A 15,998-nucleotide genomic window follows, 5' to 3' on the forward strand; every position below is an offset into this window, starting at 1 on the left:
TCAGCGCGCGTAGACCTCGGGGTTGGCGCAGTGCGGCATCGGCTCCCCCCGCAGCGCCGCGATGGCGTTGGCGGCGGCGATATCCGCCATGCGCGCCCGGGTGCGGGCGGTCGCGCTGCCGATGTGTGGCGTCAGCACGACGTTGGGCAGCGACAGCAGGGGGTTGTCAACGGGCACCGGCTCTTCGGCGAAGACATCGATACCTGCCGCATAGAGCCGGCCGCTGGACAGCGCCTCCGCCAGCGCCTGTTCATCGACGATGCCGCCGCGGGCGGTGTTTATCAGCACCGCGCCGGGCTTCATCGCGGCGATACGTGAGGTGTTGAGCAAGCCCTGTGTTTCGGGTGCCAGCGCCAGGTGCACGGAAAGAAAGTCGCTCTCGGCCAGTACGCTTTCCAGACTCTGCAACCGCACGCCCGGTACCGCCTTCGGTGTGCGATTCCAGGCAATGACACGCATGCCGAAGGCCTGTGCACGGCGCGCGACAGCCTGACCAATCTCACCGAGGCCCACCAGGCCCAGGGTGGCGCCACCCACATCCTTGCCGGTAAAGAAATCCGGAGACCAGCGGTTTTCACGGCGCCATTCTCCCTGCCGCACAAAGCGGTCGGCCTCTGATACGCGCCGTGCCGCAGCCAGCAAAAGGGCGAACACCGTGTCTGCTGTCGTCTCCACCAGCACGCCCGGTGTGTGGCCCAGGGGTATACCCCGGGCAGTCAGGGCCTGCACGTCAATGTGGTCGACACCGACTGACATGGACGACACAAAACGCAAACCGGGCAGCGCCTCAACGAGCTCGCGATCGATGCGGTCAGTGAGCAGACAGACTACCCCGTCGCAATCAGACAACTCCTCGCGCAAACCCGACGCCGGCAGCAGGCCCGGCCCCAGCCAGACATTGACATCACACAGCCCGGACAACTGGTGGATCACCTCACCGGGCAACTCATGGGTCACGAACACTTTCTTTTCCATAGGTTGAGCATACCCCAAAGACTGTGACAGAAAACAGCGCAGCGGCAACCAGTCGAGGGCGGCCAGCCTGTCCGGACGGCCTATCCGGACACAAACAGAGTTTGTGTCCGCCGGCAATCCGATTATCATATGCTGAGGAACCACGCCCTCCCAATGCAGTCGAATAGCCTGCCGGCGCACATCCCCCTACTGCTTACAGGTAACAAGATGTCCGATAACCGCGTTGCCCTGAATGGCGACCTCTCCCTGCGCACCGTGGTAGACCCAGGCACCCTGGAGTGGACGCCCAGCCCTGGAGGACACGTGCTGCGCAAACGCCTGCACCGGGTAGGCCAGGCGGAGTCAGGTCAGGTGACGTCGCTGGTTCGCTACGAAGCCGGGGCCAGTTTTCCCGCGCACGATCATCCACAGGGTGAAGAGATCCTCGTGCTGGAGGGCGTATTTTCCGATGAGCATGGCGACTGGCCTGCAGGCAGCTACCTGCTCAACCCCGAGGGCTTCAGGCATGCGCCTTTCTCACGCGACGGCTGCCTGCTCTTCGTGAAGTTGCGCCAGTTTCCGGGTGCGGACCGCGAACATGTCGCCATCGCCACGCAGAACACCCCGTGGCAGCCATCGATCCGCAAGAATACCAGCTGGAAGAAGCTCTACGCCCAGGAACCCTACACCGATTTCATGCGCCTGGAGAGCTGGGACGAGCCGTCAGCCATCGGCCAGATCAACTTTCCCCAGGGTGCTGAAATCCTGGTACTGCGGGGCAACTTCGCGGACGATTACGGGCACTACGGCACCCACTGCTGGCTGCGCATTCCCGCAGGCGGTGCGATCAACCCGACCAGTAACAACTACTGCGAGCTGTACATCAAAGAGGGCGGCTTTACCTACCTACGCAGCGCGTAACGCCGCCTAGATCGTCAGGCCACCGTCCACCACAATGCATTCACCGTTGGTGTAGCTGGCGGCATCAGAGACCAGGTAGAGCACGGCTCCAGCCATCTCTTCCGGCTCCGCGTGGCGCTGCAGGGGAATTTTCTCAATGGCCGCCTGGTAGATGTCCTCATTGCTGAACAGCGCACCGGCAAACTTTGTTTTGGTCAGGCCTGGCAGCAACGCATTGCAGCGAATGCCCAGGGGGCCGCACTCCTTCGCGAACACCTGCGTCATGTTGACCACAGCGGCCTTGGTGATCGAGTAGATGCCCTGCATGGGGCCCGGCTGCAGTGCATTGACCGAGGCCGTGTTGACGATGGCCCCCTTGCCCTGCTCGCGCATCAGCTTTCCAGCCTCGATGGACATGAAGAAGTAACCGCGTACGTTCACATCGACGGTTTTCTGGAAGGCACCCAGGTCGGTGTCCAGCACATGTCCGAAGTACGGGTTGGTGGCGCCGTTGTTGACACAGATATCGAGGCGCCCGTGCGCGTTGCGGATGTGGGCAAAGAGGGCCTGGATGTCACCCATGTCCCCCACATTACAGGCGTGGGCCTCGGCGCTCCCACCGGCGTCACGAATGGCATCGGCCACCGGCTGGCAGCCCTCCAGCTTGCGGCTGGACACGATAACATGTGCCCCCTGCTCCGCCAGCAGGCGGGCAATAGCCTCACCGATACCGCGGCTGGCGCCACTTACCAGCGCTATGCGCCCATTCAGGTCAAACAGTTGGGTAGTCATGAGAAGGCGTCTCCTCCGTTGATGATGCTTGTGAAACAAGGGGGGCTGGATGCGGGCTCAGCGCCCAGGCCAGATACATGCTGACCAGCACGATACAGCCCAACCAGGCCCCGGTATAGCCGAAGGCCGCGAGGTTGCCGCCGGCCAGCAGTGGGCCGACCACGCGGCCCCAGGATGCAGCGGAAGCGGTGGTACCCAGCATTTGTCCGCGCAGGTCCGCGGGTGTGCGGTGGCTGGTAATCGTGTTCAGCAGCGGCATGCACAATGTCGAGCCTGACATGGCAATGTACACGGCAGCCAGCATGAGGGGCATACCGCCAGCCAGCACCGCCAGACAGAGGCCGGCCATGAAGGCGGCAACCGACAGACGCAGGAGCTGCCACTCGCCCAACAGGCGCACCAGCGTGCCCAGCAATCCCCCCTGCAGCAGCACCATGATGGCGCCCTGTACGCCGAACACCAGCCCGACTTCCCGCGCACCCCAGCCCAGCACATCCCCCAGCCACAGCGGGACCAGATACGTCACCGAGCTTATCGCCGCGGCGTGCAACACATATTGCAGCACCAGCAGGCGATTGCCTGTTGCGCGCAGCATCGCCCGCGTCGACTGCCGCGACCCGTCGCGATGTGCCTGGCGGTGGGCCGCACGGCGCTGGGCCGTCACCGACTCCGGCAGAAACAGAGCCGCGGCAAGGATCGCAAGCATCGACATACAGCCCGCCACCAGGCAGGGCAGAACAAAACTGCCGCTGCTCCCCGCCAGCAGACCACCCAGCAAGGGCCCCAGAACGAGACCCAGGCCAAATGCCGCGCCGATCATCCCCATCCCTTTGGCCCGCTTTTCCGGCGCGGTAATGTCACTCATCATCGCCGAGGCGACACCAAGATTGCCCGCCATGATGCCGGCGAAGGCGCGCGCGGCAAATATCATCCACAGCTCACTGGCGAGGGCAAGCATGACATAGGAGGCGGCCGCTCCCGCAAGACAGATCATAATGACCGGCTTGCGCCCTCGACGATCCGACAGGCGCCCCCAGAAGGGGCCCGATATGCCGGCAAACACGGCATAGGTGACGATAATCAGGGCAATATCGATCTTTGTTGCACCGAGCTGCGGTGACAGGAACGGCAAAATCGGGATAACGATGCCGAATCCGATCAGGTCGAGCAGCACCACACCGAACAGAATGGGCATCAGGCCGCCACAGCCGGCTGCGGACGTGATGTGTGCAAGGCGTTCACTCGCCCTGCCAGCGCCTGACCTGCCCCGAATCGATATCGAACAAGTCCAGCAGTCGACCCACAGTCTGGGTGACCATCGCATCGAGGGACTCCGGCTGCGCATAAAACGCGGGCACCGGCGGTGCGATTACCGCGCCCATTTCCGACAGCTGGGTCAGTGTGCGCAGGTGCCCGGTGTGCAGGGGCGTTTCGCGTACAACCAGCACCAGCCTGCGGCGCTCCTTGAGCACCACGTCCGCCGCCCGGGTCAGCAGTGTTGAGGTCACGCCGGTGGCTATCTCTGCCATGGTGCGCACCGAACACGGCGCAATCAGCATGCCGGCCGTGCGGAAAGAACCACTGGCAATGGAGGCACCGACGTTACGAATGGGGTGGACTTCGGTGGCCAGCGCCTTGATCTCATCCAGGGACATGTCCAGCTCATGGTGCAGCGTGAGCTCTGCAGACTTGGTGATCACCAGGTGCGTTTCCACGCCACAGTCGCGCAGCATTGCGAGTGCACGCACTCCATAGACGATGCCCGAGGCGCCGCTGATGCCGACGATGATCCGCTGTGCCATGCTCTGCCCTGCCGCGCCGAAAGACCTCGCACTTTACCAGCACGGCGCTGTGATTTCACTGTCGTACGGTGCTGGCGGGGCAGCTGTAGTACCCTTGTCGACTCTGTTGCCGAGGGATACCCGCGCCATGCTGCATACGCCGCGACTGCTGATCGACCCGCTCACTGAAGACGACGCGCCCTTCATGCTGGCATTGCTGAACGACCCCGATTTCATCCTGCATATCGCCGACCGCGGCGTGCGCAGCGTGGATCAGGCTCGCCAGTACCTGCGTGACGGCCCGCTGTTGAGCTACCAGGAGAACGGCTTCGGCCTCTGGGCGGTGCGGCCAGGGGAGGGGGGTGAGCCAATCGGCATCTGCGGACTGGTGAAACGCGCCACACTGGCCGATGTGGATATCGGCTACGCCTTCCTGCCCGCAGCCCGCGGTCGCGGGTTGGCACTGGAATCGGCGCGCGCGGTGCTTGACCATGCGAGGGACGAGCTCGGGTTGCGCCGACTGGTGGCCATCGTCACCCCCGGGAACCAGCCCTCACGCCAGTTGCTGGAAAGCCTCGGCTTCGCGTATGAGTCGATGATCCAGCTCACACCCGAGGCCGAGGCCCTGTGCCTATACGCCTGGGAGAACCCCTAAAAGCGGTAGCGTACACCCGCCTCGACGGAGCGCCCGGCCTCCGGCGACACATCGCGCAGGAAGGAGGTGCTCAGGCGAATTTCCTCATCACCCAGATTGCGCGCCGCAAGGAACAGGGTGAGCTCTGAATCGCCCAGTGGCAGGCGGTAGTCAGCCCCCAGGTCCCAGCGCGTGTAGCCAGCCGTCGACTCCTCGTTCGGACCCGGTCGATTCTGGCTTCCGGCGTCCTGCACCCGTGTCCACAGTTCCAGCACGTCCGTGGACCAACTCAGGCGGCCACCGATGCGGTGTGGCGGCAGCCGCGGCACGTCGTCGCCATTATCCAGCTCGCCGCGTATCACGTCACCGAACAGACCCAGTCGCACATCGCCGCCGACAAAGGTACCGAAGCCGAACTCCGCGTTCACCTCTACACCGTAAAAGGTGGCGTCACTCTGCACGTAGGCCAACACCGGGAGTTCATCCACTTCCGCGCCGGTATTCATCAGGGTGATGTAGTCGCTGAAATCGTTGTGGAACACGGTAACCTCGAGGTCATTGTTGCCGTTGTGCCAGTGCAGCGAGAGATCCACGTTGTTCGAAACCTCCGTGTCGAGATCGGGATCGCCCAGTTCGATCGCCGCCGTCGCCGCATGCGGCACCCAGTTTTCCGGCCCGGTGCCATCGACATTGGAGAACAGTTCTTCGATCGAAGGCGCGCGTTCTGACCGCGCCAGGAAGAGGCGCAGCTGCCAATCCGGTGTGACGTTGAAGATCGCCGAGCCGGATGCGCTGATGGCCGTGAAGTCGCGCTTGCCCGCGGTTTGCGCTGCGGGGTCACGCTCATCCCGGTCCACGCGCAGGCCCGCTTCGAACAGCCAGTGGTCAGTGCGGTAGTCCTCGATCAGAAACAGGCCGAGGTCGGTGCTGTCAGTGACCGGGATAAACGCTTCCTCGCCCAGAGCGCTGAACTCACCACTGCGCGCCTGCAGGCCAATTGCGCCGCGCAGCCCCGCTACCTCGGCATGCACCATCTCCACCCGGGTCTCCCAGGTTTCATTGCTGTACAGGGTGCCCACCTCACCGTTCCCTTCAACTTCTGCGTGCTCATAGTCGGTGTAGGTCACCGTGCTGCGCAGGGACTCGAAGCCGGGCAGCGGCTCGCTGAGTTCGAACACCAGGTCGTAGCGGGTCTGCTCCACATCGAGTTTTATACCGCCCTCTTCCTCCTCGTGCGCCTCATGATCATGATCGTCATGCTCCATATCCTCGTCATGATCATGCTCATCCTCTTCATGGTCGTGATGTTCGTGAGCGCCAGACGGTATCCCGTACTGGTTTTCCAGCCTGGCCACAGCAAGGCCGACCAGGCCACGGTCGAAATGGTAACTCGCACCCAGGGTCACATTGCGCGTGCGGCCCCCGGTGTTGTCAACGTAGCCGTTGGTCGTCTCCTCGTCACCGTGCTCGTCGTCGTGGTCGTCGTGGTCGTCGTGGTCGTCGTCCACGTCCCTGGCAGCCAGGCCGGGGATACGCAGGTTGTTCCAGTCGCGATAGAGTGCGTCGAGGTGGAAGGCAAAATCACCGGTACCTCCATCCAGGCGCAGTACTGAGGTATCCATATCGGATGCGCCGTCGTGGCGCAGCTCAACGCCACCTTCGACCCCCTCGACACGCGATCTGGGTACGCGGTTGTCAATCACGTTCACAACCCCGCCGATGGCGCCAGCGCCGTAGAGGAGGGTTGCGGGGCCACGCAACACTTCAATGCTGTCAGCGAGCATGGGTTCAACGGACACCGCGTGGTCAGCGCTCACCGCCGAGGCATCGGCGCTACTGGTACCGTTCTGCAGCACCGTGACCCGAGGGCCCTGCTGGCCGCGAATGACCGGCTGACCGACGCCGGGGCCAAAGGAGGCATTGGCCAGGCCGGGGATATCGCCCAGCGTATCGCCAATGGTCGCGCGCGCGCTGCGACTGAGGTCGTCGCCCGTCAGCACCGTCACCGGCAGGGCGGTCTCCGCTTCCTGTTTGCTCAAGGGCGCCGTTACCAGCACATGTTCAACCGGCAGCGACTGCGCCGCCGCGTTTGCACTGGCCACAGCCAGCGCAAGAGGCATGAAACGTTTCATGAACTACTCCTGAAAATAGAAAAAAAGGGGTTCTGTCAGGAGTACTGCGGGGGGCCTCGGGCCTGAAGGGGAAGGTAGCGGGGAGCGATGTGCACGGGGCGCAACGCGGCGATAAGGCAGGCTGCCAGCACCAGAAACAGCGGCAGGGCCGGAGCCGCCGACAGAGCGGCTGGCGCCGAGGACTTGCAGAGCAGACACTCCGCCTGTACATCGGCACTACCGTGGGCGTGGCTGGCCTCCAGCACCTGCACACCGCTCAGACACAGCAGCGCCAGCACCGCGATCAGGCGCGCGGTGCGTCGAGCTTGTGTTGTCAGTGCGAACTGGAATGCCATGATACTGTTACACAATCAGGGTCGCGCGAGTATAAACGCAGTGATCGGCACAGGCCATCGTTATTGCCCGGCGTCGGCGCTGTCATCAAGCGGCTGGAACACCGCCACCGTTGCGGCACCTACTTTGAGTTGCAGGCGGCTTTCCAGCAGGCTGAAACCGTCGACGCTGCGCAGCGTCGACAGGTAGCGCTGCTCCAGATCTGCTCCATCCATGCAGGCCATGCGGGTGACCGCCAGTTGCCCCAGCGCCAGCACGCCGGCCTCCAGCGTGTACGGGCCGGTATAGCGGTTGCAGCCCGAGAAGCCCGCCACGCGGGACTCCAACTCATCAATCACCAGCGTCAGGGGTTTGTCCCCAGCGCCCGTATCGGCAGGCTCACCGTGCAACGAAAGCAGCTGCCACTGCCCAGCGGGCAGACCGCCTGCCGCTGCGGTCGGCGCCGGGGCGCTTCGGGGCACACGCACCAACACGATTTCCGGCGCATCCTCGGCAAAAGCGTCGACGAAGCTGTCCGAGGTGAACACCAGCTGCCCCTCATGGCGCACGGTGGCACGCAGGCCGTAGCGATGCCGCGGATCCAGTGTCGTCGGGTCGTAGCTGATTCGGAACGGCCAGGGCGGCGCAGTTGCGGTCGCCTGCGTTACCACAGCCAGCACGGTGGCCGGTGCATCGGCGCGTGACACATCCTCCAGCTGAATCTCCAGCTGGGCGTCCGGCGGCAGCATCATGCGCTCGCGGTACAGCACGGTACCTTCAATGACGCCCGCTGCCTGATCCATCGCCACATCCCCTGTCTGCTGCCCGCAGCCGCCGAGCACACCGGCCAGCAGGCATGTGACCGCCAGCACACCACCTCTCGCAACCACCATTGCATTGCTCTTCATGCCGATAAGGTCTCCAGCATTGCAGCCATTTTTGCGTGCAGCAGGTTTACGCCCTTCAATGGCCGCACCATCACCTTGAACTCGATAATCAGGCCTTCTGGATTCACCGTGATGATATCAACCCCGTTGATGGTGATGCCGTCAATGTCACACACGAACTCCAGCACCGCATGCGGCGCTGCCACCACTTCCTTGACGTAGCGAAAGCTGTCGTTGAATACGGACATGGCGCCGGTGAGGTACAGCTGCGTGAGGTCGCGCCCCGCCTGGGGGCGATGCACCACGGGCGACCAGAATACACAGTCTTCGGCCAGTATCTCCGCGAGCCCGGAGGGATCTCCGCTGCGCACAATGTCATGCCAACGTGACAGTACCTGCATACCCGAACCTTGCGCTGTGTCCATCCCGCCAACCATGCCACCAAGCCGGCGTTCTGTCCACGGCTGGCGTCAGGCGGGAATAGCGAGGAAGGCGTCGATGGCCGCGCGGGCGTCGGGTTCATCCAGTGTGGGCGCGTGGCCGCGGTTGGCGATCTCGGCGATCACCAGGTCAGGTTTGCGCGCGCGCATGGCGGCAAGCCCCGCCGCAGACAGAATGTCTGAATGCTCTCCGCGCAGCACCAGCACCGGCAGAGCGGACAGGGCCCCGAACACCGGCCACAGGTCAGGGGGCACGGCGTTGTCGGCGGCGGCAGACAGCGGCGTTGAGATGGCAGGATCGTAGGCGAGTTCAAGTCCCCCACCCTGGGCCCGGGAGCGATAGAGTCCCCGGGCGAAGTGCAGCCAGTCCTCGGGCGAAAAGTCGGGAAAGGCAGCCCCGTTGATGGCACGGGTTTGCGCCACGGCAGCCGCCCAGTCCGCCACAGGCTCGGCCTTGCCGACATAGGCCTTGATGCGCGCCAGGCCCGCGGGATCGACTTCTGGACCGATATCATTGAGTACGATCGCGCTGACCCGCGCAGGCTGCATCGCCGCCATCATCATCGCCATCAGCCCACCCATGGAGGTGCCGACCAGAACAGCGCGCTGTATCGCCTGGCTGTCCAGCAAACGGAACATGTCCTGCACATAGGTCAGGGGCTGGTAGCGTGTCGGATCAGGGTCGTAGTCGGAGCGGCCGCGGCCACGCTGGTCGGCAACCAGCACACGGTAGCGTTGCGCCAGGTGTGGGGCGAGGCCGGCAAAATCTGCGGCGTTGCGGGTCAGGCCGTGCATGCACAGCGCCACAGGCGCGTCGCCGCCAGGGCTCGCGTAGTCGCGCGCGTACAATGTCAAACCGTCGTCGCTGCGATACCAGAGGTCGTCAAATCCACTCACAGGCTCACTCCGCAAACTGCAGTCGCAATTCCCGCTTCAGTATCTTGCCATTGGGATTGCGCGGCAAGGCGTCGATGAATTTCAGGTCAGCGAGGCGCTGCTGCTTGCCCAGCCGCGCGTTGGCCCAGGCCAGCAGCTCGCCCTCGGCCACCGCAGCCCCCGGCGCGGGGACCACCAGCGCCAGCGGAGACTCACCCCAGCGCGCGCTCGGCACGCCGATGACCGCAACATCGCTGACACAGGGGTGTTGTACCAGCACCGCCTCGATATCCTGGGGGTATATATTCTGTCCACCGGAGAGAATCATGTCCTTCTTCCGGTCCACGATGTACAGGAAGCCCTCTGCGTCCACGTAGCCGATATCTCCGGAGCGCAACCACTGACGCCCATTTGCATCGATGTACTGCGCCTCGGCGTTGGCATCCTCCCGGCGCCAGTACCCGGGCATGCTGATGCGACCACGGGAGACAATCTCGCCGGACACGCCGTGCGGCAGCTCCCGGTTGTGCTCATCAACAATCCGCAGGTCTGTTCCGATCAGCGGCCGCCCCACCGACGCCCATCGGCCTTCCGCGTCCTCCGGGTCCAGGGTGGTAATGATGCCCTCGGTAAGCCCGTACAGTTCAATAATGCCGCAGGGAAAATGGGCAAAGATGTCGCGCTTCAGCCCTTCACGCAGCGGCGAACCACAACTCATCATGGCCTGCAGGCTGCTCACATCGCCGCCGTGCGCCTGCAGGTGTTCCACCACCCGCTGGAACTGGATGGGCACCATGGCGGTGTGCGTGATGCGCTCGCTGGCCGCCGTGGCGACGAACGCGGCAGGGTCAAAGCGCTCGTGCAACACCAGAGTGCCGCCGGCCAGAACCGTGCAGAGCATGGCCACCCAGGAAATATTCGAGTACAGGCCGATGGTCAGCAGGGTCCGCGCCGCACCGTGATAGCGCAAGGCAATAGCCAGGTCATAGGCCCAGTCGCGCCGGGTGCGCTGGGTATGCAGAATGCCCTTGGGCAACCCGGTCGTACCGGAGCTGTAAATGATGTTCAGGGGCGCATCAGGATCCAGCGCACGCACGACATCCGGCAAGGTATCAGGCTGCCCGGCACAGAATACGTCCAGGGACTCCCAGGCGTCCTCACCCGGACCACTGGTGACGGTGACGCGCAGGGCGTCGGGCAACTGCTGGAGCAGCGGTGTCAGCCGGTGCTGCTGGTCCGCCGAGACCACCAGCGCGCGAATGCCCGCATCCACCAGCATGGCGACCAGCGCCTCATCGCTGACCGAGAGGTTTATCGGCACGGATACGGCACCGGCTGCCAGGCTGCCAAACAGCACCTGCACCATCGGCAATCCGTTGGACATCACCACGCCCACGCGGTCGCCGGCGGCAATACCGCGACTTGCCAGGGCGTGTGCAAAGCGGTGATTGGACGCCGTGAACGCCCGCCAGTCGAGCGTGGTGTCGCCACAGATGACGGCCGCCCTGGGCGCCCGCCACTGACCGTGCAGAGCAAGAATTTCCGGCAACAAGGGCACCGGGGCCTCAAATCCAGTCACAGTGTCTATCCCTGTCATGCTGGCAAACGCCCCGGCCCAAGGCCGGGGCAGGGAGCTGGCTCTAGAAACGGTATTCCACTGTCGCCGTCAGCGTACGCGGGGGGGCATAGAACACGGTGGTGTTGTTTTCCAGGCCGAGGGTCGAGGGACAGCCACCTTCACCGAAACAGTACCCGGCTGTCTTGATTTCCTCGTCACCAAGGTTCTTGGCGTGCAGGCCCACCAGCCACTGTTCGTCACCGCTCATCCAGACCAGACTGGCGTTGATCACGTCGTAGGCGTCCTGATCGATCACGGGAACCGGCGCCTCGAACTGCGTCACATCGCCCTTGTAGGACCAGTTCAGGTTGGCGGTCAGGTCACCCGCAGCGAAATCCGTGGTGTAGGTGACGCCGAGGTACAGCATTTCCTCCGGCGTGTTCTGCACCGCGCGCTGATCGGCAACGTTCACGCCGTTCAGCAGCCACTCCTTGATCTCTGCATCGAGCAGGCTCATCGCCAGCTGCACGCTGAAGTGCTCGCTCAGCAATACGTTACCTTCCACCTCGATGCCGGAGATTTCCGCCTGGCCGGCATTGGTGACCGTACCGACAAAGCCGTCATTGATGCCGTCACCGTCGCTGTCTACGCCCACGGAGCCGGGAATCTGCATGTCCTGGTAGTCGCTGTAGAACACCGCAATGTTGGTGAGTGCGCGACCATCCAGCCAGGTAGTTTTCAGGCCCAGTTCCCATGAGTCCAGCGTTTCCGGGTCGAAGCCGCGCTCGACTTCAGGGGTGGCGAAGTTGGCGCCGCGCGGGTCGAAGCTGCCAGCCTTCCAACCCTGGCTGTAGCTGCCATAGACCGTGGTGTCATCATTGATGGTGTAGCTGAGGTTTATCCGCGGCGAGAAATCGGTGTAGGTTTTCTCAGCCTCGTAATCACTGGTTGTCGCCAGGAGCAGGGCGGTGTCATTGCCGAAGAACGGCGAGCCGAAGCCGAGGTAGGTACCGCGGAAAATGTCCGCGCTGCGCTTGTCTTCGGTGTAGCGGCCGCCTACCGACAGCGCCAGCGACTCAGTCAGGCGGTAGGTAACATCTGCAAACACCGACCAGGCCTCGGTATCCACGGTGCCGCCGGTGTAGGCGGTCACCGGGCCGATCTGGCCCAGCACCACGTCAAAGTCGTTGGAGGCCGTGGCGTCGAGGTAGTAGAAGCCGGCCACCGCATTCCAGCGATCGGCGTTGTACAGCATCTGGAATTCCTGGCTGAACTGTTCGTTGTCATAGACAACCGGTGCGTCAAAATCGATGACCTCCAGGCCGTCGAAGTCGATCACGGACTCCGTGTAATCCTCACGCCAGGCGCTGATCGAACGCAGCGTCGTCGTGTCGCTTAGGTTCCAGTCCACCGACAGCATGGCGCCTTCGCCATCGATCTCGTTGTTGCCGTTGATACCTGCAGTGGCGATGGAGTCCTGGGCGCCGGCAGTGGTGTCGTAGCGGTCAGACAGCACCGGTACACCGCTAACCGCACCGGGGAAAGGCCGGTAGCCCGCCACTGGATTGGTCTTGTCGTTCAGCTTGTCGTAGGCCAGACGCACCAGCCAGTTTTCGCTGGGCAACCACTCGGCGCTGGCGCGCCAGGCAAACAGGTCCTTGTCGTAGTGCTCGTCGCCAGTGGTCAGGTTCTCCCCGTAGCCATCCCGGGTGAGCGAGGCAACCGTCGCTCCCACGCGGAATGTATCGGTCACCGGCGTTGACGCAGTGCCCACCAGGTCGAGCTGGCCATAGCTGCCATAGGAGGCCTTCAGGCGCACATCCGTTTCGTCGCTGAGGCGACGGGTCACATACTTGATCGCCCCGCCAACCGCATTGCGGCCATACAGCGTACCCTGCGGCCCGCGCAGTACCTCCACACGCTCCACATCGTAGATATCCAGCAACGCGCCCTGCGGCCGCGCGATGTAGACGTCGTCAAGGTACAGTGCCACGCCCTGCTCAAAGCCGGCGAGGGGGTCCTGCTGGCCGACGCCGCGAATGAAGGCCGTCAGCGTGGTACTGGTCGCCCGCGAGGGCTCCAGCGTGACGCTGGGAATAATCTGCGCCAGTTCGCTGATATCGGAGGCGCCGCGCAGACGCAGGGCATCGCCGGAGAGGGCCGTAACCGCGATCGGGACATCCTGTAGATTCTCCGCGCGGCGACGGGCAGTGACGACCACCTCTTCCAGAGCCAGGGCAGGACCGTCCTGCGCCTGAACGGTGGACAGGGGCAGTGCGTAGGCCAGGGAAACGGCGAGCGCGACAGCGGAGCGCGGAGCAAATGCTTTCATGAGGTTCACCTTGATCGTTATCTTATCGTTTGTCTTGAGCCGGATGTCTGGCCGGTTCAACACTTGTTGAATTACGCGTGAAACATATTCAACGTTTGTTGAAATGTCAAGCGCGATCACCTCATTCCGTCACAGCGTCTGCATGCCGGGTGCGCTCCCGGGTGCACCAGAGCCCCAGCAACCCGTAGGCCAGGGAGAGCAGGATCGCGTAGCTCGCGGACACCGCCGGGTTGACCACCGCACCTGACAGGTTCAGCAGCAAATGCCCGCCGAGGCCAATCAGCGCAGCGCCCACCACCACCCACAGCGGTATGTGACGACGCACCAGCACACCGAACAGCACCGGCACCAGGGACGCGGCCGCCAGCCCGTAAACGCCTTTCTGCGCAAACAGCCCAATCAGGGGCGGCGGATTCCAGGCCAGCACAACGGCAAGCAGGCCCACGGCCACCAACACGTAGCGCGACAGGGCAAGCGCGTTGTAACGCTCCCCGTACAGTGGCTGCACGATGTCGTTGACGACCATCGCCGAAAGCGACACCAGTATTCCATCCAGTGTGCTCATACCCGCCGCGAGCAGCGTGAGGAAAATGAACACGAGGACATACTCACCCCACAGCGATGTACCGAACTCGAACAGCAGGTATTCACGCACCACCGTGTCCTGCTCGGGAATATCGAGCCCCGCCAGCCGCGCATAGAAGCCGATCATCAACATCAGTGTAAAGACGCTGCCGACGACCACGGTGGTGCCAATGAACTTGCCAATGTCGCGCTCACTGCGCAGATACAGCACTTTGGTCAGGATGTGGGGCTGCAGCATGAGGGCAAAGGTCACGACAAACCCGCTGACAAACACGGAAAAGAAGTCCGAGTAAAGGTCACTGCCCGCGTTGAAGGCGTCGGCATAGCCCGTTCCCACGGCGCGCAGCGCTGCCAGCGGTGCATCGCCAAAGTACTTCCAGCCCTGCACTACAAGGATCACGGTGATGGCCAGCATCATCACGCCCTGCAGCGTGTTGGTATAGGCGTGCGCATAGGTTCCGCCCATCAACACGTAAGCGAAAACAAACAGCAGCACGAGGACCAGCGCGGTTTTCTGTTCCACCGGGAACAAGCCGGTGAGCAGCAGGCTGCAACCCACCAGAATGAGCACCACAAAGGTAATCGACAGGAGATTGATGAAAGCGAAAAACAGGCTGAAACCGCGATGGTTATAGCGGTAGAAGATCCACTGGGGGATGGTCAGGGCGTTGTGACTTTCGCCGAGGCGCAAAAAGCCCCGGGTCAGCACCAGAAACGCGCTCAGAATTCCCAGCGAACCGGCAAGGCCGTAATGCAGATAGGCACTCAGGCCGTGGCTGTACACAAACCCCGGGTTGATCACGAAGGTGGCCGTGGAGGCGATGGACGCGGCGAGCGTGATCCCGATCAGGTAGGGGTTCATATCCTTGTTGCCAATGGAGAACCCGCGAATATCCCGGGTTCGGCGCATACCCACCCAGGACAGCCAGAACACCAGAATCACATAGGCGAGGGACATGGCGTACTTGAACAGTTCGGGTGTCATGGGCGCGGTCTCGCTGCATCGTATTATTGGAGTGCGCCCGATTCTGACGAAAGCCCGACCGCATTTCAACAAGCGTTGAAAAATATTCTATGCTATTGTCCCCGCGATTTAGGGCGGATTCCTGCATGACGAAATCCCGGCAAGCACCAAAACGAGAGCGGATTCTGGATGTCGCCGAGGAGCTGTTCGCCCTGCGCGGCTATGACGGCGTTACCCTGCGCCAGATTGCCAAGGACGCCGGCGTCGATGTCGCCCTCGCCAGCTACCATTTTGGCAAGAAGCTGGACCTCTTCAACGCGGTTTTCGAGCGCCGCGCCGCACATCTGAACAGCGCCCGACTGGATGCACTGAAAGCCTGCCAGGCCTCGGCCGGCGCCGCGGGCCCCAGCGTCGAACAGATTATCGAAGCCTTCCTGCGCCCCCTGGAACTGGCCCAGGAAACCGGTGACCCGGGCTGGCAGAACTACCTTGCACTGATCGCCTACATCAACAACTCTCCCTACTGGGGCCCACGCATGATGTCCAAGCTGTTCGACAGCCTGGTGAGTGCCTTCATAAGCGCCCTGCGCGACGCGCTGCCCGGCGCACGCGACGAAGACATCTACTGGTGCTACCACAACCTGTCCGGCGCCCTTACCCTGACACTGGCGCAGACCGGCCGCATCGACAAACTCTCCGGCGGCAAGTGCCGGTCAGCCGACTTCCAGGCCGCCTACGATCATATGATTCCCTTTGTCGCCGCGGGCTTTCGCGAGGTATGCGGACGCGCGAACGGGCGGTGACAGGGGGCCACCGGATGCCAGACGACACAGCGCCATAAACACAGCGAG

At 63.2% G+C, this 15,998-nt stretch carries 15 protein-coding genes; 3 read left to right on the forward strand and 12 right to left on the reverse strand.

The window, feature by feature from the left end; translation table 11 throughout:
• The gene (locus R3E49_RS01470; RefSeq protein ID WP_371293424.1) at positions 1-975 is read right to left on the reverse strand and encodes a 2-hydroxyacid dehydrogenase; all 975 of its coding nucleotides are present in this window, start codon (positions 973-975) and stop codon (positions 1-3) included.
• A gap of 207 nt (positions 976-1,182) precedes the next feature.
• On the opposite strand from R3E49_RS01470, the gene R3E49_RS01475 reads away from it, so the two are divergent.
• A complete protein-coding gene (locus R3E49_RS01475; RefSeq protein ID WP_371293425.1) occupies positions 1,183-1,875 on the forward strand; it encodes a cupin domain-containing protein in 693 nt (230 codons plus the stop codon).
• 6 nt (positions 1,876-1,881) lie between these two features.
• Here R3E49_RS01475 and R3E49_RS01480 read toward each other — a convergent pair whose 3' ends face one another.
• The 3 genes from R3E49_RS01480 to R3E49_RS01490 are packed head-to-tail and all read right to left on the reverse strand — an operon-like array spanning position 1,882 to position 4,448.
• Positions 1,882-2,646 carry an SDR family oxidoreductase gene (locus R3E49_RS01480; protein ID WP_371293426.1) on the reverse strand — a complete coding sequence of 255 codons (765 nt, stop codon included), beginning with the start codon at positions 2,644-2,646 and terminating at the stop codon, positions 1,882-1,884.
• Positions 2,627-3,841, reverse strand: a complete 1,215-nt coding sequence (locus tag R3E49_RS01485) for an MFS transporter (protein WP_371293427.1) — start codon at positions 3,839-3,841, stop codon at positions 2,627-2,629. The genes R3E49_RS01480 and R3E49_RS01485 overlap by 20 nt, the downstream gene beginning before the upstream one ends.
• A gap of 43 nt (positions 3,842-3,884) precedes the next feature.
• Positions 3,885-4,448 (reverse strand): UbiX family flavin prenyltransferase, encoded by a 564-nt coding sequence (locus R3E49_RS01490; RefSeq protein ID WP_371293428.1) that lies wholly within the window; start codon positions 4,446-4,448, stop codon positions 3,885-3,887.
• Between the two features lie 127 nt (positions 4,449-4,575).
• Here R3E49_RS01490 and R3E49_RS01495 point away from each other — a divergent pair, with 127 nt between their 5' ends.
• Complete coding sequence (locus R3E49_RS01495; protein ID WP_371293429.1) at positions 4,576-5,082, forward strand: GNAT family N-acetyltransferase; 507 nt, start codon at positions 4,576-4,578, stop codon at positions 5,080-5,082.
• Here R3E49_RS01495 and R3E49_RS01500 read toward each other — a convergent pair.
• The 8 genes from R3E49_RS01500 to R3E49_RS01535 all read right to left on the reverse strand — a co-directional run bounded on the left by R3E49_RS01500 (position 5,079) and on the right by R3E49_RS01535 (position 15,168).
• The gene (locus R3E49_RS01500) at positions 5,079-7,193 is read right to left on the reverse strand and encodes a TonB-dependent receptor (protein ID WP_371293430.1); all 2,115 of its coding nucleotides are present in this window, start codon (positions 7,191-7,193) and stop codon (positions 5,079-5,081) included. The genes R3E49_RS01495 and R3E49_RS01500 overlap by 4 nt on opposite strands.
• A gap of 35 nt (positions 7,194-7,228) precedes the next feature.
• Positions 7,229-7,528 carry a hypothetical protein gene (locus tag R3E49_RS01505; RefSeq protein ID WP_371293431.1) on the reverse strand — a complete coding sequence of 100 codons (300 nt, stop codon included), beginning with the start codon at positions 7,526-7,528 and terminating at the stop codon, positions 7,229-7,231.
• A 60-nt stretch (positions 7,529-7,588) separates the two neighbouring features.
• Positions 7,589-8,413, reverse strand: coding sequence for a YbaY family lipoprotein (locus tag R3E49_RS01510; protein WP_371293432.1), 825 nt, complete (start codon positions 8,411-8,413; stop codon positions 7,589-7,591).
• Positions 8,410-8,793 (reverse strand): nuclear transport factor 2 family protein, encoded by a 384-nt coding sequence (locus R3E49_RS01515; protein WP_371293433.1) that lies wholly within the window; start codon positions 8,791-8,793, stop codon positions 8,410-8,412. The genes R3E49_RS01510 and R3E49_RS01515 overlap by 4 nt, the downstream gene beginning before the upstream one ends.
• 69 nt (positions 8,794-8,862) lie before the next feature.
• Entirely contained in the window at positions 8,863-9,729 is an 867-nt protein-coding gene (locus R3E49_RS01520) for an alpha/beta fold hydrolase (RefSeq protein ID WP_371293434.1), read from the reverse strand.
• A 4-nt stretch (positions 9,730-9,733) separates the two neighbouring features.
• Positions 9,734-11,287: a class I adenylate-forming enzyme family protein gene (locus R3E49_RS01525; RefSeq protein ID WP_371293435.1), complete on the reverse strand. Its 1,554-nt coding sequence runs from the start codon at positions 11,285-11,287 to the stop codon at positions 9,734-9,736.
• A gap of 61 nt (positions 11,288-11,348) precedes the next feature.
• A complete protein-coding gene (locus R3E49_RS01530; protein ID WP_371293436.1) occupies positions 11,349-13,598 on the reverse strand; it encodes a TonB-dependent receptor in 2,250 nt (749 codons plus the stop codon).
• A 121-nt stretch (positions 13,599-13,719) separates the two neighbouring features.
• Entirely contained in the window at positions 13,720-15,168 is a 1,449-nt protein-coding gene (locus R3E49_RS01535) for a sodium:solute symporter family protein (RefSeq protein WP_371293437.1), read from the reverse strand.
• A 125-nt stretch (positions 15,169-15,293) separates the two neighbouring features.
• Here R3E49_RS01535 and R3E49_RS01540 point away from each other — a divergent pair, with 125 nt between their 5' ends.
• On the forward strand, positions 15,294-15,950 hold the full coding sequence (locus R3E49_RS01540) for a TetR/AcrR family transcriptional regulator (protein ID WP_371293438.1): 657 nt from the start codon (positions 15,294-15,296) through the stop codon (positions 15,948-15,950).
• Positions 15,951-15,998 lie beyond the last annotated feature (48 nt).

Origin of the sequence: Haliea sp. (assembly GCF_041395985.1) — a bacterium.
In the GTDB taxonomy this organism is placed as follows: domain Bacteria; phylum Pseudomonadota; class Gammaproteobacteria; order Pseudomonadales; family Halieaceae; genus Haliea.